This window comes from Fibrobacter sp. UWS1, assembly GCF_002300445.1.
Lineage (GTDB): Bacteria > Fibrobacterota > Fibrobacteria > Fibrobacterales > Fibrobacteraceae > Hallerella > Hallerella intestinalis.
In genome coordinates, this window is sequence record NZ_NSGW01000001.1 from 1,677,802 (window position 1) to 1,703,033 (window position 25,232).

General features: G+C 46.5%; 27 protein-coding genes. 11 read left to right on the forward strand and 16 right to left on the reverse strand.

All coding sequences use genetic code 11. The features are described 5' to 3' along the window. Window positions 1-46: 46 nt before the first annotated feature. Window positions 47-415, reverse strand: a complete 369-nt coding sequence (locus BGX14_RS07170) for a hypothetical protein (protein WP_095879484.1) — start codon at window positions 413-415, stop codon at window positions 47-49. Window positions 416-530: 115 nt separating this feature from the next. Between BGX14_RS07170 and BGX14_RS07175 the strand changes: the two genes are divergently transcribed. The 3 genes from BGX14_RS07175 to BGX14_RS07185 are packed head-to-tail and all read left to right on the forward strand — an operon-like array spanning window position 531 to window position 2,231. After that, window positions 531-1,136 carry a hypothetical protein gene (locus tag BGX14_RS07175; protein WP_095879485.1) on the forward strand — a complete coding sequence of 202 codons (606 nt, stop codon included), beginning with the start codon at window positions 531-533 and terminating at the stop codon, window positions 1,134-1,136. Next, window positions 1,123-1,854, forward strand: coding sequence for a nucleotidyl transferase AbiEii/AbiGii toxin family protein (locus BGX14_RS07180; protein ID WP_078775449.1), 732 nt, complete (start codon window positions 1,123-1,125; stop codon window positions 1,852-1,854). Before BGX14_RS07175 ends, BGX14_RS07180 begins: the two co-directional genes overlap by 14 nt. A 23-nt stretch (window positions 1,855-1,877) precedes the next feature. Continuing rightward, window positions 1,878-2,231, forward strand: a complete 354-nt coding sequence (locus BGX14_RS07185) for a hypothetical protein (protein ID WP_095879486.1) — start codon at window positions 1,878-1,880, stop codon at window positions 2,229-2,231. 84 nt (window positions 2,232-2,315) lie between these two features. Here the strand turns inward: BGX14_RS07185 and BGX14_RS07190 are convergent, their stop codons facing one another. Further along, window positions 2,316-2,666, reverse strand: a complete 351-nt coding sequence (locus tag BGX14_RS07190) for a hypothetical protein (protein ID WP_095879487.1) — start codon at window positions 2,664-2,666, stop codon at window positions 2,316-2,318. A gap of 28 nt (window positions 2,667-2,694) precedes the next feature. Further along, complete coding sequence (locus BGX14_RS07195) at window positions 2,695-4,083, reverse strand: ATP-binding protein (protein ID WP_095879488.1); 1,389 nt, start codon at window positions 4,081-4,083, stop codon at window positions 2,695-2,697. 105 nt (window positions 4,084-4,188) lie between these two features. On the opposite strand from BGX14_RS07195, the gene BGX14_RS07200 reads away from it, so the two are divergent. After that, complete coding sequence (locus tag BGX14_RS07200; protein ID WP_095879489.1) at window positions 4,189-4,557, forward strand: hypothetical protein; 369 nt, start codon at window positions 4,189-4,191, stop codon at window positions 4,555-4,557. A 72-nt stretch (window positions 4,558-4,629) separates the two neighbouring features. On the opposite strand, the gene BGX14_RS07205 is transcribed toward BGX14_RS07200, so the two are convergent. Then, window positions 4,630-4,980 (reverse strand): hypothetical protein, encoded by a 351-nt coding sequence (locus BGX14_RS07205; protein WP_095879480.1) that lies wholly within the window; start codon window positions 4,978-4,980, stop codon window positions 4,630-4,632. Between the two features lie 107 nt (window positions 4,981-5,087). Here BGX14_RS07205 and BGX14_RS07210 point away from each other — a divergent pair, with 107 nt between their 5' ends. The 3 genes from BGX14_RS07210 to BGX14_RS07220 all read left to right on the forward strand — a co-directional run bounded on the left by BGX14_RS07210 (window position 5,088) and on the right by BGX14_RS07220 (window position 6,172). Further along, window positions 5,088-5,309 (forward strand): hypothetical protein, encoded by a 222-nt coding sequence (locus tag BGX14_RS07210; RefSeq protein ID WP_073301912.1) that lies wholly within the window; start codon window positions 5,088-5,090, stop codon window positions 5,307-5,309. Continuing rightward, window positions 5,302-5,718 carry a putative toxin-antitoxin system toxin component, PIN family gene (locus tag BGX14_RS07215; protein ID WP_083545554.1) on the forward strand — a complete coding sequence of 139 codons (417 nt, stop codon included), beginning with the start codon at window positions 5,302-5,304 and terminating at the stop codon, window positions 5,716-5,718. Before BGX14_RS07210 ends, BGX14_RS07215 begins: the two co-directional genes overlap by 8 nt. 73 nt (window positions 5,719-5,791) lie before the next feature. Next, window positions 5,792-6,172: a hypothetical protein gene (locus BGX14_RS07220; protein WP_095879490.1), complete on the forward strand. Its 381-nt coding sequence runs from the start codon at window positions 5,792-5,794 to the stop codon at window positions 6,170-6,172. A 74-nt stretch (window positions 6,173-6,246) separates the two neighbouring features. Here BGX14_RS07220 and BGX14_RS16345 read toward each other — a convergent pair whose 3' ends face one another. After that, the gene (locus BGX14_RS16345; protein WP_158223257.1) at window positions 6,247-6,753 is read right to left on the reverse strand and encodes a type IV pilin protein; all 507 of its coding nucleotides are present in this window, start codon (window positions 6,751-6,753) and stop codon (window positions 6,247-6,249) included. Window positions 6,754-7,023: 270 nt separating this feature from the next. On the opposite strand from BGX14_RS16345, the gene BGX14_RS07230 reads away from it, so the two are divergent. Both BGX14_RS07230 and BGX14_RS07235 read left to right on the forward strand, forming a co-directional pair. Further along, window positions 7,024-7,860, forward strand: a complete 837-nt coding sequence (locus tag BGX14_RS07230; RefSeq protein WP_095879796.1) for a site-specific integrase — start codon at window positions 7,024-7,026, stop codon at window positions 7,858-7,860. A 21-nt stretch (window positions 7,861-7,881) separates the two neighbouring features. After that, window positions 7,882-8,580 (forward strand): HAD family hydrolase, encoded by a 699-nt coding sequence (locus BGX14_RS07235; RefSeq protein ID WP_095879492.1) that lies wholly within the window; start codon window positions 7,882-7,884, stop codon window positions 8,578-8,580. Here the strand turns inward: BGX14_RS07235 and BGX14_RS07240 are convergent. Both BGX14_RS07240 and BGX14_RS07245 read right to left on the reverse strand, forming a co-directional pair. Further along, window positions 8,574-9,977, reverse strand: a complete 1,404-nt coding sequence (locus tag BGX14_RS07240; protein WP_143159255.1) for a hypothetical protein — start codon at window positions 9,975-9,977, stop codon at window positions 8,574-8,576. The two genes, BGX14_RS07235 and BGX14_RS07240, sit on opposite strands and share 7 nt — an antisense overlap. 104 nt (window positions 9,978-10,081) lie before the next feature. After that, window positions 10,082-10,693, reverse strand: coding sequence for a penicillin-binding protein activator LpoB (locus BGX14_RS07245; RefSeq protein ID WP_073301584.1), 612 nt, complete (start codon window positions 10,691-10,693; stop codon window positions 10,082-10,084). A 156-nt stretch (window positions 10,694-10,849) separates the two neighbouring features. On the opposite strand from BGX14_RS07245, the gene BGX14_RS07250 reads away from it, so the two are divergent. Further along, the gene (locus tag BGX14_RS07250; RefSeq protein ID WP_143394180.1) at window positions 10,850-11,392 is read left to right on the forward strand and encodes a hypothetical protein; all 543 of its coding nucleotides are present in this window, start codon (window positions 10,850-10,852) and stop codon (window positions 11,390-11,392) included. A gap of 278 nt (window positions 11,393-11,670) precedes the next feature. Here the strand turns inward: BGX14_RS07250 and BGX14_RS07255 are convergent, their stop codons facing one another. The 9 genes from BGX14_RS07255 to gltX all read right to left on the reverse strand — a co-directional run bounded on the left by BGX14_RS07255 (window position 11,671) and on the right by gltX (window position 24,416). Further along, window positions 11,671-13,179, reverse strand: a complete 1,509-nt coding sequence (locus BGX14_RS07255; protein ID WP_095879494.1) for a T9SS type A sorting domain-containing protein — start codon at window positions 13,177-13,179, stop codon at window positions 11,671-11,673. A 605-nt stretch (window positions 13,180-13,784) separates the two neighbouring features. Beyond that, complete coding sequence (gene cysS / locus BGX14_RS07260; RefSeq protein WP_095879797.1) at window positions 13,785-15,200, reverse strand: cysteine--tRNA ligase; 1,416 nt, start codon at window positions 15,198-15,200, stop codon at window positions 13,785-13,787. Between the two features lie 52 nt (window positions 15,201-15,252). Then, window positions 15,253-16,848 carry an AAA family ATPase gene (locus tag BGX14_RS07265; protein ID WP_198951173.1) on the reverse strand — a complete coding sequence of 532 codons (1,596 nt, stop codon included), beginning with the start codon at window positions 16,846-16,848 and terminating at the stop codon, window positions 15,253-15,255. After that, on the reverse strand, window positions 16,805-17,083 hold the full coding sequence (locus BGX14_RS15275) for a hypothetical protein (RefSeq protein WP_143394181.1): 279 nt from the start codon (window positions 17,081-17,083) through the stop codon (window positions 16,805-16,807). The genes BGX14_RS07265 and BGX14_RS15275 overlap by 44 nt, the downstream gene beginning before the upstream one ends. Window positions 17,084-17,219: 136 nt before the next feature. Continuing rightward, entirely contained in the window at window positions 17,220-19,658 is a 2,439-nt protein-coding gene (locus tag BGX14_RS07270) for a DUF3536 domain-containing protein (protein WP_095879495.1), read from the reverse strand. 15 nt (window positions 19,659-19,673) lie between these two features. After that, window positions 19,674-20,723 (reverse strand): tRNA preQ1(34) S-adenosylmethionine ribosyltransferase-isomerase QueA, encoded by a 1,050-nt coding sequence (gene queA / locus BGX14_RS07275; RefSeq protein ID WP_073301570.1) that lies wholly within the window; start codon window positions 20,721-20,723, stop codon window positions 19,674-19,676. Further along, entirely contained in the window at window positions 20,720-21,685 is a 966-nt protein-coding gene (locus BGX14_RS07280; protein ID WP_095879496.1) for a YafY family protein, read from the reverse strand. Before BGX14_RS07280 ends, queA begins: the two co-directional genes overlap by 4 nt. A 9-nt stretch (window positions 21,686-21,694) precedes the next feature. Beyond that, window positions 21,695-22,933, reverse strand: coding sequence for a hypothetical protein (locus tag BGX14_RS07285; RefSeq protein WP_095879497.1), 1,239 nt, complete (start codon window positions 22,931-22,933; stop codon window positions 21,695-21,697). A 13-nt stretch (window positions 22,934-22,946) separates the two neighbouring features. Then, the gene (gene gltX / locus BGX14_RS07290; RefSeq protein WP_095879800.1) at window positions 22,947-24,416 is read right to left on the reverse strand and encodes a glutamate--tRNA ligase; all 1,470 of its coding nucleotides are present in this window, start codon (window positions 24,414-24,416) and stop codon (window positions 22,947-22,949) included. Window positions 24,417-24,665: 249 nt separating this feature from the next. Between gltX and BGX14_RS07295 the strand changes: the two genes are divergently transcribed. Continuing rightward, window positions 24,666-25,226, forward strand: coding sequence for an NADH peroxidase (locus BGX14_RS07295; protein ID WP_073301565.1), 561 nt, complete (start codon window positions 24,666-24,668; stop codon window positions 25,224-25,226). The last annotated feature ends 6 nt before the right edge of the window (window positions 25,227-25,232 follow it).

Sequence of the window (25,232 nt, forward strand, 5' to 3'; positions counted from 1 at the left end):
AAAGAACCCTCCAAGGGAGAGTTCTTTTCGCAAATTTTTGGAAAAATTACTTACCGATTTGGCTAAAGTTCGGGGTGAGCTGGAGGCAATCTTGGGTAAGGGAGCTCGGCGTGAAGGTCGCTTCACCAGCAGCAGTTCCTGCGCCCACAGTGATCGTCCAATGATCACCGATACCGCAATCGTTCAACTTAGCTTTATTGCCTGCAGTGAAACCGACAATGGAAGCTGAACTTGTGAGGGCGACAGTGTTATTGGAGAATCCGGTGGCATCCTTATAATTGAAGTTGTTTGTTGAGGAAGTTGCGCCGCCAGCTGCGCCCGTGGCATTTGTGTTGTCGCCAGGACCCTTATAGCCAATCACAGCCCAAGAACCAATTGCAACAGCTTCGGAAACGTAAGCCTGCTGCAACTTCACGTAGGATGCATTCAAAATCCATAGCGACTTTCGTTGTTTTCGGTAAGATTTTTAATTTTTGTCCAACATTTTCATATTTCTAGACAGTCTAATTTTTAGTATATTTTCTAGCAATATGAAAAAGATGCTAGAAAATGCTCAAAAATTATTGGAATTCGCCCCGAAAATTGGCGGTGTATTTTCGCTATCGGAGTTGAGTTCACTATTCGATATATCGAGTCAGCAGATGCTTTGGATTAAAATCAAGCAATTTGAAGAAGCCGGTTTATTAAAGCGCTATTCTCGAGGAATCTATATAACGCAAAATTTTGATCCAATGATTCTTTCGGCTAAGGTTCGTACGGATTCGTACATTTCATTCGGTTCAGCTTTAGCGTACTATAAGTTGATTGGAACGGAAAGTCCATTTTTGATCAGTTGTATTGTCACATCGAAGGCTAGCGAATATAAAGGCGAAGTAAATCTTTCATACGCCAAGATATCGAAGAACTTGTTTTTCGGAACAGCGATTCTCAACAATGGAGTGCGAATGGCGAATGCAGAAAAAGCGGTCCTTGATACACTCTATTTTCATCAACACAAAAAAATATTTTACTTTAATATTTTCCAAGACATTAATTTTTCTGCTTTGTCAAAAGAGACGATGGATTCATATTTGGAACGTTATGCTAATCCGAAATTTAAAGCATTTGTAAGGAATACTGTTTATGGAAACATTTAAAAGTACCGAAGCTCTTTTGTCGTGGATTATAGATTTTTTTGCACAAAAATTTGGTAATTCCGCAATTTTGAAAGGCGGAATGTCTCTCCGTTTAATGCATAGTCCCCGATACACAAATGATGTTGATTACGTTTTCATACCTTTCGATTCCAAAAAAGATGTGAAGACTCTTGTTGAGGAGGCTCTTTCGCTAGTCGACGGATTGATGTTCAGAATATCAATGAATTCAAAAGCGCTACGCATAATCGTGGATTATGCAGGACAACAAGCTCAAATTGAAATCAATGTTGAAATGGAATGCCCGTCTATAGCAATGTCATCATCGCTGTTAAGTATTCCGTATGGTTATCCTGCCCGTATAATCCGGGTGATGGAACCTGGGGTTGCGTTTGCACACAAAATTGCAGCTTGGAATGAACGTGAATTGATGAGAGATTTTTACGATGTTTATCAATATGAATCTCTATTCAAGACTGAGCCACAAATGGAAATTTTGCATAGACGATTAAAAAACTCCCGATCTTATAAAAACATCGTGGCGGCCAAAGATATAAAGGGGCTAATCGAAAAAATGCGGAAATGTGCTGAAAGTTTGACGGAAAATTCATTTGCAGAATTAGTTCCACTGTTGGAAACGGTTGAACTTGCCGGACTGTCATTTAGAATGAGACCTTCGATTTTGGCTCTTTGCGATAAGATGGAAAAAACGCATCTCTAATAGAAATCTTTGCCGTATCCTACGTGAAGTTGCAGCAGGCGTATGCAGCAGAACAGAATGCAATCGGTGGCTGGACTCTGATTGGCTATACTGCTCCTGGTAACGGTTCTACAACGAACTTCAATTATTCTGGCGAAGTTACCGCTGACGGAACGGCAGCCACTTCAACCACAGATGCTTGGAAAGCCGAATCTAAGGTTGACTTGAACGATTGTAAGGCGACCTCCGCTTGGTCTCTCACTGCTGCACCTGGCGTTGGTGGTGCCGTTACGATTAACACTGTTCTGACTCAAGCTACAGGTTCTGGAACGGGCGCATGCCTTGCTTTGACACCGTCCTTCCATCAGATTGGCGATGGTAAAGCTAACTCTAACTAATTCCTAACAAGCATTGCAAAAATAACATATGAAGAGAGCCTTTCCAAAGGGAAGGCTCTTTCTATTTCAAAACGTTATTTACGGCTAGTCAATTGTGCCATCAATAGCAGTGAAGTTCGGCGTCAGAGACAGGCAAGAACCGTTTGTTCCACCAACTTTAGCCTCGTAGGTTATGCCTGCGGATGCTGCAGAGGTCGGTGCACCCGGAGTAACCTTAATGGTCCAGTTCGGAGTGCCGGATCCACCAGGAGTGCATTCGTTCAGTTTTACCAGGTTGTTGGCAGACCACGCTTTTTCTGTTGCTGAGGTTGCGGTATTTGCCGCAGCAATAGCGCCAGCATAAGTGAAGTTCGTACTTGTCGGAACAGAATAACCGATCAAGGCAAAGCTTCCTGCGGCATTTCTTTCTGCGAAGAAAGCGTCCTGCAACTTCACGTAGGATGTGTTCGTAAGATGGCGAAAATCACCCTTCGCGAATCATTTCATCGAACGTCACTAAAGCAACATCATCTCGATTCTTTGCGATTTGAATGAATTTTTTTGTATATCCAGATTTGCTGAAGAAAATGTAGTGTTTGTTCTTTGCGTTTAGGAGTTTTGACTTTTCAATCAGGGCGTTAAGAACGTCAACATCTGTCAGTTTATTTGTCCACTTGCATTCGCAAAATAGCAAGTCTTTTTCACCCAAGCCCAAGATATCTATTTCTTCTTCTCTCCGCTCTTTTGCGTTAGTCCCCCACCAGCGGCCCATGGTATGGGGCAAGAACGGGAGTTGTGCCAAGCCTTTTTCTGTATACAGGTATTGCAAGCATATTTCTTCGAATACGTGCCCCATATACTCGTTGAGTTTCCCTTTTACGAAATTTTTGTAGACGGCGTCTCCGATTCCCCTATTTATGTTTGTCTGGTTTTCCCAAACAAACGAAAACCAGAAACGGTACATCAAGTCGTTGATTATGTATATGGACTTGCGGCTGTTCTTTTCTGTGGCTGGAATTTCCCTTCGGATTATGCCAAGTTCCATGAGGGCTGACAAAACATTGCTTGCCGCGCCCGTTTCAAGCCCCGCGTGCGTAGATATTTCGTTTAAACGGCTTGCCCCTTGTGCAATAGCTGTTATGACGGCGTTGTAGGTGGCAGGAGCACGCATTTCCTGTTTCAGCAAGTTCAAAGGCTCCTCAAACAGGCGTCCTCCAGGTCTGAACATCAGGTTAACGATGTTGCCGTCCAAGTCCTCATGGTTGCTAAGATGGGAATAGTATTCAGGAACGCCCCACAGTGCGCCGTAAAGCAGAGCCTGTTCCTCGGCAACGAAGTTCTCGCAAAGTTCACGGCTTTCAAAAAAACTGAAAGGCAAAATCTTTAGTTGCGAAGTCTTACGCCCATAAAGGGGGCTCTTGTAGCCAAGGACCTGATTTTCCATAAAACTCATGGAAGATCCGCAAAGAATCAGCATCAATTTCGATTTTTTCCACGCATGGTCGATATGCTTTTGAAGCAAAGAAGGGAATGATGCTTCGGATTTGGCGAGGTAGGGGTATTCATCAATAACAAGGACTATTCTTTCGTTTTGGGCAAGAGAATCAAGATACGAAAGAACTTTTTCAAAAGAATCGAAAGAAGATTCTTTTGCATCTGAATGTTCGAGGACTGCCTTGGATAGTTGCGACAAGTTCTCCGAGACCGAAGCTTCGATCCCTGTAAAAAAGATGGTTTTCTTCCCCTTGCAGAACTCGTTTAGCAACATGGTCTTGCCGACACGCCTGCGTCCATAGACAACGGCAAATTCAAATTTGCCAGATTCATAAAGTCCGGCTAAGGAATCTAATTCTTTTTTACGACCACAAAACATATTTTACTTATTCTTAATTTACTAAATCAAAAATTAGCAAATTATTTTGTGCTAGTCAAGACATTTTGTGAAAAATGACCTCTTTTCTAAAAAAACACATCCTACGTGAAGTTGCAGCAGGCTTACGTTTCCGAAGCTGTTGCAATTGGTTCTTGGGCTGTGATTGGCTATAAGGGTCCTGGCGACAATACGAACGCTACTGGTGCTAGCGGTGGTGCATCGTCTAAAACGAATAATTTCAGCTACAAGGATGCAACCGGATATGACAAAAACACTGTCGCCCTCACAAGTTCAGCTTCCATTGTCGGTTTCACTGCAGGCAATAAAGCTAAGTTGAACGATTGCGATATCGGTGATCATTGGACGATCACTGTGGGCGCAGGAACTGCTGCTGGTGAAGCGACCTTCACGCCGAGCTCCCTTACCCAAGATTGCCTCCAGCTCACCCCGAACTGGAATCAGATCGGCAAGTAATAGCTAGCAGAGTTTAGGATAAAAAAAGAGCCCTCTTTGGAGAGCTCTTTTTTATTGTGTTTTATTAGGCGATTACTTGCCGATATTTTCAAAATTGGGGGTAAGAGCCTTGCAATCTCCATTGGCGGTGGCCACTTGTGCGGTGAAAACGGCCTCGCCGGAAGCGGTGCCCGATGTGCCAGCAGTGACAGAAACAGTCCAGTTTTTACCTTGTGCACAATCATTGAGTTTGGTAATGTTGCTTGCACCCCAAGCGTCTGTCATACCGCTTGCAAGTTCTACAGTGTTATTACTCCATCCTGTGTTCGGCTGAGAATAAGTGAAGTTTGATGTTGTACCGTTTGTTCCTGGAGCGGTATAACCAATCTGAGACCAGTCACCGATGTTTGCTGCTTCTGACACATACGCCTGTTGCAACTTCACGTAGTATACGGGGGAATTATTGATTTGTTGTGGTGTTTGTTTAATGCAATTGCATTTTCTTTGAAAAAAAATGTATATTCTTGCTGAGGATGTATATGGCCGTTGATATGACACTGACAGAAATCAACCCGGCACAAATGCTGGTCTTGAAATCCTTCGCGAATGTGTCCAGCGAAGAGGAACTTTGCGCCTTGATGAAGACGCTAAGGAATTTCTATGCCCAACGGTTGGAAAAGGAACTCGACCACCTGTGGACGGACGGCACTTTGGACCAAATCCGTCTAGATAAATTACAATCCGAACACCTGCGGACTCCGTATCGTGGATAGCAGGAAAAAAATTGTTATCGACACGAACGCAATCTTGCAAATGTTGGGGAGGCATAGCAAGTATCACTTCCTTTATGAAAAATTTTTGAACGAGGAATACGTACTGTGTTTGTCCAACGAAATTATGCATGAATATGAAGAAATTTTGGGAATGCGGGCGTCTCCGGCAGTCGCAGGTTTGTTCGTTAAAGTTCTTGAATTTTCAGAAAATGTCATCCGCAAAGACCCATTCTTCAAACTAAACCTAATCAAAAAAGATCCCGATGACAATAAGTTTGTTGACTGCGCGTTTGCCTGCCAAGCGGACTACATTGTGACGGACGATGCTCATTTCTCAGAATTGAGACAAATTAAATTTCCTGTGGTACATACCAAATCATTGGATGAATTCGCTCAAGGCGAAGCATAAGATTCTCTATGGTTTGATGACGATTGTATTCCTCTCAGCTTGATATTGTCGCGACATTTTCACTTCATCCTACGTGAAGTTGCAGCAGGCGTATATTTCTGAATCTGTGGCAATTGGAAACTGGCAGATAATTGGTTACAAGGGCCCGGGTCAGGAAGATGCGACTGGCTCTGCTACAGGTGGTGCTAAATCTCACACTACTAATTTCGAATACACCGATGCTGCTAGCGCCTTTACCGATAATACTGCTATACTTAACTCAACTGGCGTCACCGGATGGTCTGCAAAAAATCTTGCCCAGTTGAATGATTGCCCTGCAGCCATCAATTGGACTGTTAAAACTACTGCTGCTTCTGGTTCTGCTGGTGAAGCCTCCTTTACCGCAGCAATTAATCCAACAAATCTTGCTAATTGCACGGCTCTTACCCCGAACTTCGACAAGATTGGTAAGTAATAGCTAGCAGGGTTTAGTATAAAAAAAAGAGCCCTCTTTGGAGGGCTCTTTTTTAATTATTTTTTGCTTGACGATTATTTACCGATATTTTCGAAGGTCGGAGTCAAAGCCTTACAACCAGTGGTTTTGACAACAGATGTGAAATTCACATCACCATTTCCGGTTGCAGTGTTTGCGGAAACAGTTATTTTCCAGTTAGCATCAGTAACTCCAGTTGCATTATTTGCCGTAACTCCGGAGCCTTTACCACAGTCATTTAAAACGACCTTGTTGTCTGCAGCCCAACCTACTCCAGAAGCATTATCTGTTGTAGTGTTGTGATCAAAGTTTTCGCCATAATAGAAGTTCGTCGTTTCGCCAGAACCCGGGGCGGTGTAGCCAATCATGCTCCATCCACCGAACTTATTCTGTTCAGCGAAGTAAGCCTGTTGCAACTTCACGTAGGTTCCAGCAGCCGGACCGACTTCGGAAGCCTTGGACTTCGCGATCATGCCGAAGAGCTTAGGAACTGCGACAGCAGCGAGAATACCGATGATGACCACGACGACCATCAATTCAATAAGAGTAAAACCTTTCTTCATGATAAACTCCTTTGTTAAGTTTTGAAGGTTTTGTTGTTTTCTTCAACACCGATAATATAAATGCTTTGTTTAGGAAAAGCAATAGGTTTGTCATTCTTTTGTCATTTTTTAGTCATTCATTTGGAAAATTTTGCGGAATTTTGCAAATTTCAGCGTTTTTTCATACTCCAAATTAGAATAGAAATCTTTAAAATTTTGTTTGCACACCTCAATTTTGGGCAATTCTCCTTATTTTTCGGCAACTTAAACTTCAAAAAAAAGGACTTTTCTATGCTATTTTTCCCCGCAGCCTACGCGTTCATCCGTAATAACGACAACGAGTTGGAACCGACTACCATCAAAACGTATTTCTGGAATCTGAAAAAACTGGAGTATTTTCGCCCCGGGCTCCAATGCGAAGAAATAGACAAGGCGTTTATTCATTCCTACAAGGCGCATTTGCAGGAACAGGGCAATAAGCCGGCCACGGTGAACAAGGCGCTTTCCGTATTCCGCATTTTTTTGAACAAACTTATTGCAAACGGTTTCAAAATGGACAATCCTTTTGCCGGCTTTCGCATTGGCAGGGTTTATTCGCGAAGGGGATTTTTAACGATACGGGAATTGCGGAATCTGTTCTGGAATTACACAGACAGCAAGAACATTTTGGATTCGCGGGAAAGCGAAGCGATGCGCGTTTTTCTGTTCAGCTGTTTCACGGGGTTGCGGTACAGCGATTTGAAATCCCTGGATGCGATGGAGATTGCCGACTGGAAGATTCGCAAGCAGACGCACAAGACCGGCGAAGCAGTCTATATTCCCATTCCGGTGCAAGCCAGGCTTTTAATCGAAAAACGACCGACGCGAGGTCCCGTTTTTCATGTTGCCGAAAACACGCAATTCAACCGGAAATTGCGTAGCGCCGCCCAAAAACTCGGCTGCAACCGTTATTTGCATTGCCATTTGGCAAGGCACACTTTTGCGACGACCTGCATCACTATCGGCATTCCGCTTCCCGCTACGGGAAAATTACTCGGACACAGGAATTTGGCGACCACGTTAATTTATGCAAAATACGTCGATGCCTTTTTGGACAAGGAGATGAAAAAATTCAACCGTTTGCGCTGATTTTTTGCTAAACTTGGCTCCATGCGGGCTATCGTTTTTGATTTGGACAACACGCTCTATCCTTATTCCCCCTGCGATTTGGCGGGGCGTTCTGCCGTCTTTGAAACGCTGCGGGGCACGGTCGAGATTTCACGGGAACGCTTCGAGTCGCTGTATGCCGAATGCGACCGATTTACCAAAAAAGCGCACCCGAAAACCGCGGCGGGGCATAATCGCCTGCTCTTTTGCCATCACCTTTGCGAAGTGCTGAATTTGCCCGCGGACATTTACGATATTCCTCTGTATGACGCCTATTGGAACGCCTACCTGAATGCGATGCAATCATTTCCCGGAGCAAAAGAGCTGCTGCTCCAGTTACAATGCGTACAAATTCCCCTGGGGATCTGTTCCGACCTGACTCTCCATATCCAACTGCGCAAACTGCAAAGGCTGGGGCTTACGGGAGTGTTTCAAAAAATCGTGACTAGTGAAGAATGCGGCGAGGAAAAACCTTCCCCCAAGATGTTCCAAGATATTTTGCAAAAGCTGGGCGCAAGTCCAAAAGAAGCCGTGATGATTGGCGACAATTACCAGCGGGATATTCTGGGGGCGATGCGTTTTGGAATGCGGGCGATTCTATTTGGCGAAAAGCACCCGGAAGTTCCGAGTGCTATGAATTTTGCAGAGCTCCGCACTTTACTGGAGTCTCCGGAATTCGGCGTTTCTTTTGCCCATCAGTAAACAGCAGGCACGACGACGACTGTCTTTTGTCCCGCTTTGACAGAAACGTTCATTTCGTAACGTTTGACGGCTCCGCCATTTTTGTTCACCGCCAGAACGGTTAATTTATGCGAACCCGCCGAAGCCGGGATCCGGGCCAGCCGAATGTTCTGCGGCAAGAAAAGCCCGACACGCAAATCCGCCTGTTCCAGCTGCGCGGCAGCGACATCCGTTCCGACATTGGTCAGCAGGTTGATGAAAACATTGTCCGTTTCCATTTGCTTTTTGGCTTGATAAGCGATGAAAGTGCGCGTCAAGACGCGAACAGCGGTCCGCCCCAGCGTTGTCGCCCGTTCTTCATTCAGATTTTTTACGAGGTGCTTTGTATTGTCCTGATAGACTTCCGGGATGACGACTTTTCCGTTCAAGCGAATTTCAAAATGGTCCACCTTATAAGGCACGTCCTTGCGTTCCGGAACGGCAATCGTTACCGAGACGGTCGTTCCCCCGTGGGACCCCAGCGCCGACGCCGGGAAAGGAATGGTCAAACTTTCCACTCGCCCGCTCTGCGGATTTTTTCCCATCACATTGAGAATGCCGCCCCGGACGTATGTTCCGGAAAGCATCCACTCGCCTAGAATCGCACTGTGCCCCGCATAGCCGACGACCACAATTTCGCCGTTCAATTCATCTGCGGCTTCCGGTACCGACACCGGGATGTTTTTGTTGGGCAGCGGCAAGCTCTTCATTTCGTCGCCGCGACCCGCTTTGTGCAGACGGTTTTCGATAAACGCTTGCGCTTCGGCAGGGAGCTTCATCTGTTCTTCTTCGTACGCCTTTGCCGTCTTGTAATAGGCGATAGCCGCATCGTCTTTTGCCCCTTCCATTTCGTAAACAAGGCCTATCAAGTAGCGCAAATAGCCCGCATCGTTCGTCTTCTTGTTGTCTTTCTGATACAAGGCCTGCAAGGCGATATCTGCGGCGCGGCACTCGACCAAAGCCCCGTCGATGTCCCGCATGGCAAGGTAATTGACAATGTTCATTTCGTAAAGCGAAAGGATTTCAAACGGACGCGCGCGATAAGGGCGCACATTGTCGTTCGTCATGACGGAAGCCGCTTCGTTTGTTACGGACTTGGTGTAAAGATCTTCGTAAACCTGCTTGGCGTTTTCAAACTCCGCCGCACTTTTTTTGTAGTCGCCATTGTAATGGTAGAGGGTTCCCAAATCGAAATGATAGAGAAAGACCGAATTGTCCCCGTATAATTTATCTTGATTTTTTTGCACCGACTCAATAGTCGCCGCAATGCCGTTTTTTTCCATAGGAGCGGCAAGTTCCTCGTAGCGGGTCATCGATTTATTCGCACAACCACAAAGAAAAACGAAAACGAAAAAAAGCGGAAATATTTTTTTGTTCATAAAATGCGCCTACGTCCTGCACGCCGAATCCCAATCGGCAAAATTTTTAAGCATTCCCTCAATGAAAAATGGACGGGAAGCCGTTTGGTTCCCGCCCCTGAAGATTACATCTTTACCGAAGAACGGCTCATGTATTTTTTGATTTTCTTGTCGCCAATCCAGACGGTCTTGTGAGTCTGGATGTCCACCAGCTGCAAGTCGATCTGATAGAATACGACCTGTTCACCGCCTTCCTGATCCACAATGGAATTCAGACTGCCGGTGAGCATCAAGTCGGCTCCGATTTCCTGACCGGCTTCCTTTCGCGTTTCTTCGGTCGCATTGCCCGCCTGACTAGCCAGTTCGGCGCGAAGTTCGCCGCGTTCTTCGGCGTTCGCCACAAAATCCACCTTGCCGCTGTTGATGAGGGCGCGTTCCATATCCTTGATAAAGGTTTCCACGTTGATATGTTCATGGCTCTTGTTGCGGACGGCACCGATGACAACCGTCGGGAGTTCACCGTTCTTGCCTTGCAACAACTTGTTGTACCACGGGCGAGCGATGCAATCCTGAATCATCTCTTCGGCGACAAGGCGAGAATCGGTATCGTTCCACTTGCCCGAAAGATCCGTTACGGAATCGGATTCAATCCGAGTGACTTTTTTACCGCCGCCGGAGCAAGCTACCAAAGCCAAAAGAGCGGCGCAAAGAATCGAAAGGCGAATGAATTTAGACATAATTACCTTCTGGTTAAATTTGAATGTCTGCAATATAATAAAATTCGCCATTCGTATTTCTGATTTTGCATTTTATCGGGCGAATTGTAAATTCACAGTTTACAGCGGACGTTTTTTCTAATTTTGGATAAATCAAGTCGGCAAAAGGAGATGACGATGAAAAAAATTTTTGCAATACTCTTAGCGCTGGTCGCTGTTGCCGCCGCCGAAAGACCCGTTTACAATCCGTTCGCCAGCTACGGTCTGGAAATCGGAGCAGGAAAGCCGGTAAACGACATTTGGAAAGACAACCGCACGGCCTTTGGTGAAGCGAGCTTTATCGCCAATTTCCAACTTTTGCCCTATACGAGCGTGACTGCCGATGCGGGCTATTCTTTCCCCGGCAACGGATTCAGTGCCAAGCTGGGCTTGCAGCAGATGCTTTTGCCCACGGGAATTGCGCCGTTCATCGGCGGTATGGCGGGAATTCGGGCTATTCCCGAAGATGACGCAGCCGATACATTCGGAGATCGTTTCGGCCCTACCGTCGAAGCAAATGCGGGACTTTTCCTTTTCCGGGAATCTTGGGTTTCTTTCCGCCTAAAAGGCTCTTACCAATGGACGTTCGCCAAAGAAATCCATCACGGTTTTGGCGTTTCCATAGGCATTCTATTCGCCAATTCCCGTCCGGGTTTAAAAGCGATCGACGTCAGCAAGTAAAAATTTTTGACAAGAAGAAGGTTCCCTTCGGGGAACCTTCTTCTTGATGTTCAGGAATGGGAAAGCAAAATTCCCTTGCGTACTAACGGAATAAAACCTCAATGGCTCAGTTGCATTCCTATTGCCTTCGTTAGCCTACACCAGATTTGAACACTTCGGCATTTTCAGCCGGTGAATATAAATGTTGCCCGTTGTCCCCCTGTGAATTTCCTGAACACAAATAAATCCCCAAGTGTCGCGCACAACACTCGGGACATTTTTTATTGGTGTGTGTAAGTTTAGAACTGTTCAAAGAATTCGTGAACCACATCAGGAACCCAAGTGTTTTCCCAACCGGCACCCACGCTTGTGTTGCCTCCGTCATGAGCAGTCCACTGATGCCCACCATTCCAACTGCACCATTTTACGGGGAATCGCGGATCCACATTTTTAAAGTCGTAGCAAAGGTGTCCTGCGCTGCCTTGAAATTCTTCCGGTTTTTCGGAGCTAACATCGGTTCCGTCGGGGCCATTATTCTTAAGGATTCGCGGCAAGGCACTGGTCTTTGCACGGTCATAGTTGCAGATTTGGTCGTTTTTACCGTGAATTCCCATCCAAGCAATAGGTTTACCGGCGTTGTCGGGCAGCCAAATGTTGTAGTCTGCCACAGCGTAAACGGCGACGGCACGAAGACGGTGCTGGAAACTTTGCGCCAGCGAGTTCGTGAACATGGCACCAAAGCTGAAGCCCGTAGCAAATACGCGGCTGGTGTCAATGCAGTAATTATCTTCGATGGTTGTCAGCATTTGACCGAAAAATTCGTGGTCGGCTTGCCCCTTGGTCCACATACCGCTATCATCTCCTTGAGGGGCTGCAAAAATGTAGTTACCCTCGGCATCCAGATTTTGCTGGCCGTAGTAAGGGGAAGGGTGATCGTAGTCGGGGCTGTGGTGGACGAAGTCTTCGGCCTTGCTTCCCATGCAGTGGTTTGCCACTAACAGTTTGTACGGCTTGGTTTTGTCGTAATTTTTTGGCAAAGTGATGAAGAACTGACGGTTGGTTCCTCCCACGTTAATTTGAAATTTCTCACCGTTTTCGACTTTTTGGATAGCCTGTAAGGAACTTTGCTTTCCACAGCCCTTGCTAGGTACGGGAGTGTTCTTGAGTCCCCAGCCAAAAGAATATTGGGGTTCTACAGAAGAGGATTTATTCAAGGTCAAATTTAAGGCAGTGTCTAAATTCGACAAGAAGACCTTCAAAGTGTCAAAACCTTCGGCAGAGATTTGCAGGGTTTCAGTTTCCCCTTGAGTTTTAAACAGAATTCGTTGTTTCTTGTAAAATACCGAACCGCTATGATTTTTACGGGAGGTGAAGCGGAATGATTCCTGCGCGCTGCCCATTTTGATATGAGCCAAATATACACCTTGAGTTTCAATAAAACTGTTGAGGTCGACAATGCCAGAACCCTGCAAAAGCGTTGTAAAAATCTGGTTGCCCATCAAATCAAAAATTTTAACTTGAGTAGGAATACTCCCATTTTGCGAAAAATGCAAAACTCCATTGTTCAAGCTAAAGGATCCTAAAGACTGCGAAGGAAGTATTCCCGCAGGATCATCTTCTTGAAAAATGAATTTTCCCATGCTATCGGTGGTGGTAGATTTCCCTTTACTCAACAAGACGACATCTGCCCCTTTAACGGCACCTCCGCCGGTGTCGCTGACAGTCCCTGTTAAAGTATAAGCGAACGACATACTGCAAAATGCAGTAAAGACAGCTGTTGTAAATAGTGCGCGATATCCTTCACCCATTTTTACTCCTTTTTTATATCCAAAACACGCAATAAAAAATATTGATAAAATGGCCGTTTTTCTACGGCCAAATTCAACGAGACTTGGATAAATAGTCCATAAGGTTTTGTTTACAAATAAAATACCGCCAATCGGTTTTTAACATCTGGCGACTTGATAACAGGCACAACTCTATTACCCTCCAACTCTTTCCCAAAGGAATTCCCGCAATATCAAGGATTTTTTTAGTATTAACAAGTAGGAAACACTTTTGTGCTTTTTGAATATGGACGAGAAAATAGGCATCGATGCAGTAGGGCTTATGACGAAACTGAAGAAAGCCGTCCCTTACCCCTATGGGCTCGCTGGTTGCCCGGCATACGGGCAACCGTGTTTTTGCTTTTCGAAGTGGGAAAACCGTACGCAAACGGGAAATGCTTTTGCGTGAGGTACGCGGAGGGTGGCGCAAAATTTAACGTGGGAAATTTTTGCGCCAGTGCAAAGCACCGACCAGAGGGCAGCCCATAGCACACCGCCCCGCCAAGGCGGGGCACGCCCATCAAAAATTCCGATTTAGCCGGCAAAAAAATCGGGGCGGCAAATGGCTTTCTCCAATAAATTTCGCGCTATTTTTTTGTCCAAGACGTTCCTTGCGGTCCGTCCTTGATTTCGACTCCCATTCCCTTCAGCAGGTCGCGAATGCGGTCGCTTTCCGCCCAGTTTTTAGCTTTGCGAGCTTCGGTACGCTGGGCGACCAAGAAATTAATTTGTTCGGAATCATCCGATGAAGCCGAGTCGGCTTTTTTCTGATAGTCTTTCCGGGGCTCGTCCAATTTCAATCCGAGGACACGGTCGAAATCCGCAACCAGTGCCGCCTTTTCGCCTTCGGACAAATCCGTTTTCAGAACGCTGTTCAAAATGCCCAGTGCCCGCGGCATATTCAAGTCGTCGCCAATCGCTTCTTTAAATTTCTGCTGCCATTTTTTCGCTTCTTCGCTTTCAATAGCCGTCGCTTTACCCATCAGCGGATCCGTTTTTTTGTGCAGGCTTTTCAACGCTTCCCGAGCACTGTCCAGCGATTCAAAGCTGAAATTCAGATAATTGCGGTAATGGCTTGTCAAGGCGAACAAACGATAGTCCAGCGGGTTGTAACCTTTATCGACGAGGACGGAGACCGTTAAAAATTCGCCTGAGCTTTTGCTCATTTTTGCACCGTCCAAGCGCAAAAATTCCCCGTGCATCCAGAAGCGGCTAAAAGGCTTTCCCGTGGCGCACTCGCTTTGGGCAATTTCATTGGTGTGGTGCACGCGGACATGATCCGTTCCTCCGCAATGGATGTCGAGAGTCGGACCGTTGTATTTCATCGCCATCGCCGAGCATTCGATATGCCAGCCCGGAAATCCGACGCCCCAAGGGCTGTCCCATTCCATCAGGCGCTTTTTGTCTTTGGGGCTGAACTTCCACAGGGCGAAATCCGTCGCGTGGCGTTTTTCTCCCATGTCGATGCGGGAACCCTTTTTCAAATTTTCCACATCCAGTTTTGCAAAATCCGCATAACGCGGAAACTTGAGGCTGTCAAAATAAATGCCGTCGGAAGTTCTGTATGTGAATCCTTTTTCTTCTAGGTTTTTCACCAGTTCAATTTGTTCCTGAATGTGATCCGTCGCGCGCGTCCAACGGGTCGGTTCCAAGATGTTCAAGGCGTGCCAATCCGCCATAAAAGCATCGGTGTAAAATTTGGCGATATCCCAGACGGATTTGCCTTCGCGGGCGGCACCCTTTTCCATTTTATCGTCGCCGGTATCGCCGTCGCTTGTCAAGTGCCCGACATCGGTGATGTTCACGATATGATTTAATTTGTAGCCGTAATACTTCAGCGTTCTACAAAGCGTATCTTCGAAAATGTAGGTGCGCAAATTGCCGATGTGCGCAAAATGGTAAACGGTCGGACCGCAGCAATACATCTTGACGGTATCTTCGCCGGGAAGAAGGCTGAACGGTTCTTTTTTTCGAGATGCGGTGTTGTAGAATTGAAGTGACATAGTGCGGTAAATGTAGAAATAGAAAATGAAATCGGAATCGCCCGAATAAAAACTATTCCGGCAACAAGTCGCTAGGCACAAGTACGTTCAAATTTTTCATAGAGCCGTCCTTTACCAAACGGTTTGCCTGCCTTTCCACGCATTTTTCAAACACATTCCGAACAAAGCGCACATTGCCGAAATGCTCGTCTCGATTTTCAACGGCGGATTGCAAAAATACGGACAAAGCCTCTTTGAAATCCGGAGACAATTCGTATTGGAACTTTTGGGCGCGCCGTTCAAAAATTTCCTGCAATTCGGAGACTGAATAATCCGGAAATTCAATGTAGCGATTGAATCGGGACTGAAGCCCCGGATTGGAATCGATGAAAGTGCGAATCTCGTTCGTATAGCCTGCAACGATAACCACAAGCCTATCCCGATTGTCTTCCATTCTTTTGAGCAAAGTATCAATCGCTTCTTTGCCAAAATCGTTTGCGCCCCCATTAGAAAGAGTGTAAGCTTCGTCGATAAAGAGAACGCCGTCTAAAGCCGCATCGACAACAGCGTTCGTCTTGACTGCAGTCTGCCCCACATATTCGGCGACAAGCTTGGATCTGTCCACTTCGACCAAATGTCCTTTTTTCAAGATACCCAAATCCTTATAAATGGCGGCCATAATGCGGGCGACTGTCGTTTTACCCGTTCCCGGATTTCCTGTGAACACACAATGGTAAGAAATCGGCGGTACGGACAGCCCTTGCTCCTTGCGGGTTTTCTGCACGAACAAGAAATTACGGAAGGATTCGATTTCCTGTTTAACACCTTCCAAACCGACCAGTGAACGAAGCTCGTCTAGCTTCTCGTTTTTTTTCTTTTCAACCGTTTCCGCATCCCAATCATTCAGCTCTTGCAAGAAACGCTTTTCTTCTTCGGAAACGTTTCCATCGGCCTCTGCAACCACATTTGCATACTCGCAAAGAGCCTCTTTATATTCTTTTGCCAAAGGGCCACGCAAAATGGCGAGCGCTAAAGAAAGCACTCCATTTTCATCGTAGAGACTTTCCATTTTTTCACAGCCAAGAATCAACTGGAGGACCTGCTTTTTTACGTCGCTATTTCTTTCATACGGTCGAAAGTCTGAAGCGGTCCATAAAATATCAGGTACATTCATCGCTACGATATAATAAAACACCCCCGAGCTTTCCTTTTGGGAATAATCAAACTCATGACCGAGCCGTTTTTGCACATAGAGCAAATCCAAGCAAGCGATCATTTTGCACGCATTGTCCAAAGACATCCGCTCCTCATTGCCTTGTGCATTCGTGCCATTCAAGACGATGTTTTCCTGAACGCCTTTTAAATACGCCTTGTCCAAAGATATTTTTTCGTTGATGCGGAAAATGCGCTCCGTCGCTTTCAGAATGTATTTTTGCGCATTTATTTTTTTATCCATCTGCTTCATTTTTTGCTTAAAAGAGAGGCTATTTTGATTCGGCTGTTCTTTCGGCGCTTCCGCCTTGACTTCTGTGTAAGTTTTCTCTGGCACCGTTTGAACAGACTCCTTAGCCTCGGATTTCTTTTTTGAAGAAAGAGTGTCAAGCGTATTTTGCGGAGTCTTTTTTTCAGGAATCGGGGCTTTTTTCTGGGGCAACTTTTCTGTTTTCAAAGCGTAGCCCTTCTTCCATTCCTTGTCCAGCATTAAGCATTAGCCCCTTTTTCCTCAATTTTACAGTAATAAACAACGTCAGTCCAGAAAAAATGAAGCTGATAATGACCGGACCTAGCCCGCTTTCATTGCTGAAAAGTATAACCAAAGTCGATATCAAAAAACACAGAGCAACTATTCCGCAAAGAACACTTCCCAAAAGAAATCCCCAGCTCATCAATTTTTGTTTAAACATAAATCTTCCCTTTTTTTAAAGAGATACGTTATTTCTGCGCATTTGACAACAAGCCTTCTACACAGATATCCCATCAAAAACGGTCTCGCTGCAAAATGCAAAGGAGCATTCCGCAAGCGAGAATCCGTCTGACAAATTATCTGTCCTTTGTTCGCCTTTCAAAATTCAGCCAGTCGAACATCGGCAAAAGCGCACGGCTCTGCGGATTTTCCGAATCGGCGATATAGCGTTTGTAACTTTCAAACGCCTGATTTTCGAGCGACGTCTTGTCGATATACAAATTTAGCCAGCCGGCCATCGAGATAAGTCCCGTGATATGCTTGATGACCAGCTCGTCGTTTTTCTCTGAAGCGGCGGCAATCAGTTCCGACAGTTTTTTGTGGAACATTCGCCCTGTTCCGCCGAACGAAAAATTCGTATTCAAGGATTTTGCTTCGTCCACCAGTTCGTGCACTTCATTCAAAAGCGTTTCATCGTGCGCTTTCAAATAGCGCAGCGCCATTTCGTGAATTTTGGCATTGATTTCCAACGATAAAGCTTTGCGCATGGTATCCGTCAAAGTGTGATCCTGGTCCGCCAAAGAATCGATGGAGAGCCCGTGCTGAATTGCAAAACCATCAAACGCCTGCGTCACCTTTTCCAACCGGGAATTGGTCAGAAGCTGGTTAATGTGCCGCAAGGAATCGCTCATCAAATTTCGCATCCGGACAATATAAGCTGTCGGGAATTGCATCTGCAAATCCTTCACCGTCGCATTGAAATTCGGAATAAACGAAACCTCTTCGGGACGCACGCCACCAAACACAACCGCAGTGACCCGTCCCATGGTATCGTTCAAAGCCAGAATTGTCGCTTCGGTCGTTTCACCAATGTCGGCGTCGTCAAAAGAAGCGTGGACAATTGTTTCAAACTTTCGGGAGCATACAACAGAAGCTGTCAATCGAGAATCCAGCTGGGATTTTTCTTCAAATTTTTCCAACCCCAAATGCAGCACGACGGCACGCTCTGCAAGTAGCTTGAACGCAACAGGCATATCGGGCATGGCATAGCGGACAAAAACCTCTGTTCCGCTCCAACGATGTTCATTGGAAGTCGCGCGACCCAAAATGCTCAAGAACTGATCCCGCAGCGGATGATTGATGGGCAAGAACGGGCGCAAAAGTTCCAAAGCCCTTTCCGCATAGCGCATATTCTGCACTGGTTCCAAGCCCTCAATATCATTGAAGAACCAGCCGCAACTGGTGAACGAGAACATGCAGAATTTTTCCACTTCCAGCAGACGAATCGCCGTCGTTCTCGCCTTTTTATCTTTAGGGTCTTTTAAAATTTTATCCAGGAATTTTTCCTTGCGCTCTTTTTCTTCGGGCTTGATCAGAGCGTCTATGTATAAATTCCGAGCGTCCCACGGCGACACCGCCGAAATTTTTTCCATTTCTCGGACAAAAACATCGTCGGCAAATTTTTTGAGGAAATTCATCGCGTCACGCAACGGCGTTCGCCATTTTTGGTTCCAATCCGCACCGCCGCCTGTCGAGCAGCCGCAATCCCGATACCAGCGACCGACTCCGTGCGCACAACTCCAGGCGCAACCTTCGGAATGGACGTTCTTCAATCGCACTTCATATTTGGGCGGGAATTTTTCCAAAAACCATCCGAAATTCACCGGCACCATATTGTGCTCGGGCGCATAATGCTGAAAAAGCCACGCCGCGCACATATCGCCAAAGGGTTCATGATGGCCGTAAGATTCGCCGTCCGTTCCAATGCTCACCAGTTGCGGTTCATCCCGGTTCGGGTCAAAGCCGTCTTGAATTCGCTTGCCGAAAACATTCGCATCTCGCAAAAGATGTTCAAAGCCCACGGCACTCGAAAGCCAGGGATTATAAAAGAAAACGTCCAAATAACCGTCGCAAATTTTTTTCCCATCTGCATCCACAGGGTAAATGCGATAAGGGCGAGTCGTATCGATGTCCGTATTTTCGCAGCCTTTCCATTCCGCATTTTTGACGTCCAGCGGACGGAAGCATTCCGCCTGCGTTGGGGAAAGGATGGTAAAGCGGATTCCTTCACGAATCAAATCGACAACGACGTCCATATTGATGGCGGTTTCCGCAAGCCACATCGCTTCGGGCTTTCTGCCAAAATGCGTTTCAAAATCCCGAATGCCCCAGCGGATTTGCGTAATGCGATCTTCCGGAGAAGCCAGCGGCATGATGATGTGATTGTAAACCTGCGCAATCGCATTTCCATGTCCCAAGCGTTTCAGCGTTTTGGCATCGGCTTCCTGAATGCGGCGGTAAGTGTCCGGCAAATGCGTCCGAATCCAGCCCATCAGAGTCGGGCCCATATTGAAACTCATGTATTCGTAGTTGTTCACAATGTCCTGAATGCGACCGGAACCCGAAAGGATTCGGCTTGCAGCATTCGGGCTGTAACACTGAGCAGCAATGCGATCGTTCCAATCGTGGAAAGGAGCCGCACTCGGCTGGTTTTCAATTTCCCCCGTCCACGGATTTTCGCGAGGAGGCTGATAAAAGTGTCCGTGAATTGCAAAGTAAAGAGGTTGCGTTGCCATTTTGTACCGTATGAATTAGAGGATTAACATTCCGTCGCCATAGCTGAACAAATGCAGCCGATGTTCCACAGCATATTTGTATGCAGCAAGCGTGTTCTCGCGTCCATAGAACGCGGCGACTAAAAGGATTAAAGAACTTTTGGGCCAATGAAAATTGGTGAGGAGACCGTCAGCGATTTTATAACGATAGCCGGGATAGAAAAAAGCATGGGTCACGCCCGTCTGCGCCGAAAGCGTGCCGTCTTCTTGCGCGATGGTTTCGATAACCCGAGTGCTGGTCGTTCCGATGGGAACAATTCGGCCTCCGTTTTGACGTGCGCCGTTGATGATGTCCGCGTTTTCCTGCGTGAGTTCGTAATGTTCGCCGTGCATTTTATGCTCGCGGAAATTTTCAGTTGCGATATTCTGGAACGTGCCAGGTCCCACATGAAGGGTTACTTCGGCGATTTTGACGCCTTTCGCTTTCAAGTCTTCCAGCATCTGGCTGTTAAAATGCAGACTCGCCGTCGGTGCCGCAACCGCGCCGTTGTATTTTGCGAAAATCGTCTGATACGCTTTTTTATCTTCTTCGTCGTCGGGGCGAGCGATGTATGGCGGCAAGGGAACGTGCCCCTGCTCATTCATCACCTTTTCGAGTTCCACTGGGGTCGCTTCAAAGCGAAGAACACGAGCACCATCAGGATTAATTTGTTCTACATACGTTTTAATGCCCGCGATTTCCAGTTTCCGTCCCACCGGAAACGCTTTGCCTGGACGCACCCAGGCTTCCCATCGAGCATTTCCCGCTTCATCGGGAAAAAGGGTTTGCACCAGCAGAATTTCAACTTGCCCACCATGCAGAGTCCGTCCGAAAAGACGCGCAGGAATCACTTTTGTATTATTGACCACAATGCAATCGCCCGGACGGAAAAATTCGACAATCCGAGGCGCGGGAACAATTTCCAACGGACCTTTTCCATCTTTGGGACAATGCAAAATTTGCGTTTTTCCTTTTCCCGGCGAACGACTGGCAATCAATTCCTTGGGAAAATCAAAAGCGTAATCGGATAAACGATCAGAGATCATAAAGCCTTGCTCGATTCCTTTAATTGTTTCCGAAGATTTTCTTTTAAGCTGGACGGTTCCAAAATTTTCACCTGCGGCAAGATGCTCAACAGCCAGCCTTCAAAATCCGGCGTGTCGTAAATGTGCATTTCTACGGTGAACGGCTGCTGCTTACGGATTTTAACCGCCGGATTGAAGTGCGCCTCGCGGAATTGCGTTTGCAACCAAAAGGCTTTCACTTCCATAAGCACTTTGATTTTAGGGTAAGACGAACCGGTGAATTTGCCAAAGCAATGACTGTACAATTTTTTATAGTCGAACGGAATTTCGGGGAAGAAAGCTCCCGTTCTGCGGAAATTCCGGATTCGGCTCAAAGCAAACAAACGGATTTCTGAATGGAGATCGGCGACCAGATAAAGAGTGTCGATGCGCAACACCAATTTCAACGGACACACTTCGTATTGTTCCTCTTTACCGTTTTCCCTTACCGGCACATATGTCAGCAAAATTTTCGCCCGCTCCTTGATTGCCGCCAAAAATTTTTCAATTTCCGTTTCCCTAAATTCCAAATGTTCGCTGTATTCCGAAAAAGGTCCCAAATCGACAATAAAATCCGAGTCCACATTGATGACTTGATTCAGCGCATTTTCAGCGGAATCATCCCCGCAAAGAAAATCAATGGCCTTTTTGACACTTTTGCTGTGAGCGGAGATTCCAATTTCATTCAGCACTTTCTGCACCGATTTGAGTCCACGAATAATCGCTTCGGGACGCCGACTCGCCACAGGCTGAATGGAAAACTTTTTTGAAGACTTGTCTTGCCGAAGCCCGCAATTTTCCGCCTTGAGAGTTTCCAGATAACGATAAATCGTTCTCGCGTCGCATCCCATATAATCCGCAAGTTCTGCAATCGAAGCGGGCTTATTCGGCAAGCTCAATCGCAGTTTCACCTGGTTCAATTTTTCATAAGTCGATTTGGGCATGATTTCTCCTCAGTCGCTCACCCGCAAACGGGTAACGATTTTGATTTTGTTTGTAATCCTGTTTGCAAAAAATTCCAGCGTTTTTTTTTGCAGGTGATTTTTTACATGGCCTTCTACTAGAAGCCCTTCCGAAAGCGGAATGACCCGCAGGCAGAATTTGATGAATTGCGTTTTCAACAATTTTTCTAAAGCGTTCGCTTTGCGCCAAAGCGCAGCCGGCGATTCTTCCACTTTTTCCAGTTCCAATTTTAACCGGCGAATGCCAGCAATGTTCTGCAATTCCTTTGTGACCCCATCCAAATCCGAACCGGCAAAGTAGTAAGCATTTAGCGTCAATTCACCATTTTCCGCATGGAGATCGTAGTAAAACAGCGGCGATTTTTCTTTTTCCAAGATGCGAAACGCGTCGCGGCAAATATCGGCATCGGAAATCGGAGTTCCTGCATATTTCACCGAAAGCATATCGACTACGCCGCGAAAATCTGAAAAGGACTTTACAAATGCAAGAGCGTTTTCCTTTGTTGGCAAATCGGCGACCGATCCGTAAACGTAGGCAATGTTACGCACCACGTTCAACCGAAATTCCGAAGACAGGCCGGGAAATTTTCGAGACATCTCTGCAGTCAATCGTTTCAACAAAACATCATCCGGAAGAGCCTGTTTTTTTTCGGGAAGAGTGATAAAAAGTACTTTTCCACCTTCCAAACGCACGACAACTTTTTCAGACGACTTGTCCAAAATCCGTCCGACAACAAATCCCGTCGCTTTTCGCAAAACGTGATAGACCGGATCGCCGAGCAAAACCGAACCGATTTGCGCCGGCAAAAGTTTAAATCCCTGTGGTGCTTGTTCGTTATATCGAGACAGCAGCGGCCTAGAAAATTTTTCCTGTACGCCGACCGATTTTAGCATCACCGTTTCTTCTTGCTTGGTGACGAACAGTCCGGAAATCTGACTCGGACGAGGCCTTCCGTCGATATACACCCAATCTCCGGGAAGCAGACGATTCTGGGAAAGGAGCTTGGCATATTCGTCTTTGGATTCATTGCCGCCCAAATACATTTCACCCGCAAACGCCACGAAAAAAGTTCCACAGGCATTGCACCGACAAACAAACGGAACATCCTTGGAAATTCCAAAGCGCTTGGAAAACGCTTCTCTGGCTAAAATCGCATGAGCGGTAATCGCCCCGCACTTCGCACAGAAAAGCGGCATTTCCCACAACTGATGAATCCAGTATCGGAGCATTCCGCCTCGAAAATCATTCCTGCATCAAAGGTTCCGCGTTGGCAATGCGGCGAATCGTTTCATCCTTGCCGACGACTTCAAAAAGTTCCCACAAACCGGGACCCGCAGTAACTCCAGAAACAGCCAAACGGACAGCACCGACAAGTTCTCCCAATTTGCAACCGCGCTTTTCGGTAAGCTTCACAAAACCCTTTTCGATTTCGGGAGTTGTAAACGGTTCTACGGACATGAGCATTTCGCGGACAGAGCGAGCGATTTCACGACTGCCTGCCGCCCAATGTTTCCGCCGTCCCTTTTCGTCATATTCCGTCGGAGCCTTAAAGAAGTACACCGCCATATCGGCCAGATCCTTTAAGAAATGCACTCGGGGCTTCAACATCTCCACAATCGCATTGAGGCGTTCAGCAGATTCGCCCGCAACCGAAATTCCCTTTGCCTCCAGGCCCGCAACCATTTCTTTCAAAAGGACTTCATTCGGCGTCGTGTGAATGTGCTGCATATTCATCCACTGCAATTTCTTTTCGTCAAATTTAACCGCCGTCGGGTGGATGTTTTCGAGTTTGAACGCTTGAATCATCTCGTCCAAGGTCATCACTTCCCGATCGTCCCCCGGATTCCAGCCGAGAAGCGCCAAATAGTTCACCATCGTTTCCGGCAAATAGCCCAGTTCGCGGAATTCGCCGACCGAAACAGCCCCGTTGCGTTTGGAAAGCTTCCCGCCATTTTTGGAATCCAAAATCACGGGCAGATGGCACCAAACCGGAGGTTCCCAGCCAAAAGCCTTGTAAAGCAGAACATGTTTGGGCGTTGAACTAATCCATTCATCGCCGCGCAAAACATGAGTCGTCCCCATCAGATGGTCATCCACGACGCTCGCAAAATGATAAGTCGGAAAACCGTCCCGCTTGATAAGAACCAGATCGTCGAGCACTTCGTTTTTATACTCAATGCGCCCGCGGATTAAATCTTCAAATTCGGTAGAACCCGATTCCGGAATTTTAAAACGGATGACCGCCTTTTCCCCAGCGGCGATTCTCGCTTCCGCTTCTTCCCTTGGGATATTTCGGCAGTGCCTATCATAGCCCGTTTCCGGAGCTCCGGCCTTCTTTTGCGCCGCACGAATTTCGTTTAAACGTTCTTCCGAGCAAAAACAATAATAGGCCATCCCGGAATCCAGCAGTTTCTGAATTTCCCGATGATAAATTTCCAAACGTTCGCTCTGGAAATAAGGACCACACGCCCCTTCACAACCCGGACCTTCGTCCCAGTTCAAACCGAGCCATTTCAAATCCCGCAACAAATCCTTGAGCGCCGCTTCATTGTAACGCTTTCTGTCGGTATCTTCGATGCGCAAATAAAAAGTGCCCCCCGTCGCTTTGGCAAAAAAGTAATTGTATATTGCCGTACGGGCTCCGCCGACGTGAAGAAAGCCTGTCGGGCTTGGAGCAAAACGAACTCGAACCTGATGCGTTTTTTCGGACATATAAACCTCAAAATGATAAAACGTTCCACAAAAGATGTTTTGACAAAGTTTAACAAAATCCAGGTTTTGAAAGGAAAATGCGGGAGAAAAAGTGCGCAAAATTCCCATTAAAGCCAGAAAAATCACCTTTTTTCCAAAAAGACAAAAAAAAATCGAAAAAAGCACTTGACTTTTTATTTGTAATTATTATAAATTTAGAATAGTTACAAACAACGGGCTTGCCATAAAGCCCACAACAAGGAGACAACTATGAAAGTTTGGGTCTGTACTGTTTGCGGTTACGTTTCTTTTGGAGAAGAACCTCCTGAAGTTTGCCCGCAGTGCAAAGCGCCAAAATCCAAGTTCAAACTGAAAGAAGAACAGAAAGAAGGCGGAAAAATCGTTTGGGCTGACGAACACAAAATCGGCGTGGCCAAAGGTCTTGACGAAGAAATCGTCCAAGGGCTTCGAGAAAATTTCACCGGAGAATGTACGGAAGTCGGCATGTATCTGGCGATGAGCCGCCAAGCCGACCGTGAAGGATATCCTGAAGTCGCCGAAGCCTACAAGCGCATTGCTTTTGAAGAAGCGGAACACGCGGCCAAGTTTGCAGAACTCCTCGGCGAAGTGGTCGAAGCGGATACCAAGAAAAACCTGGAAGTCCGCGTCGCCGCAGAAGCCGGCGCTACCGAAGGCAAACTCAAAATTGCCAAGCGCGCCAAGGAACTCGGTTACGACGCCATCCACGACACGGTTCACGAAATGTGCAAGGACGAAGCCCGTCACGGCGGTGCATTCCAAGGCCTTCTGAATCGTTACTTCAACAAGTAGTCATCT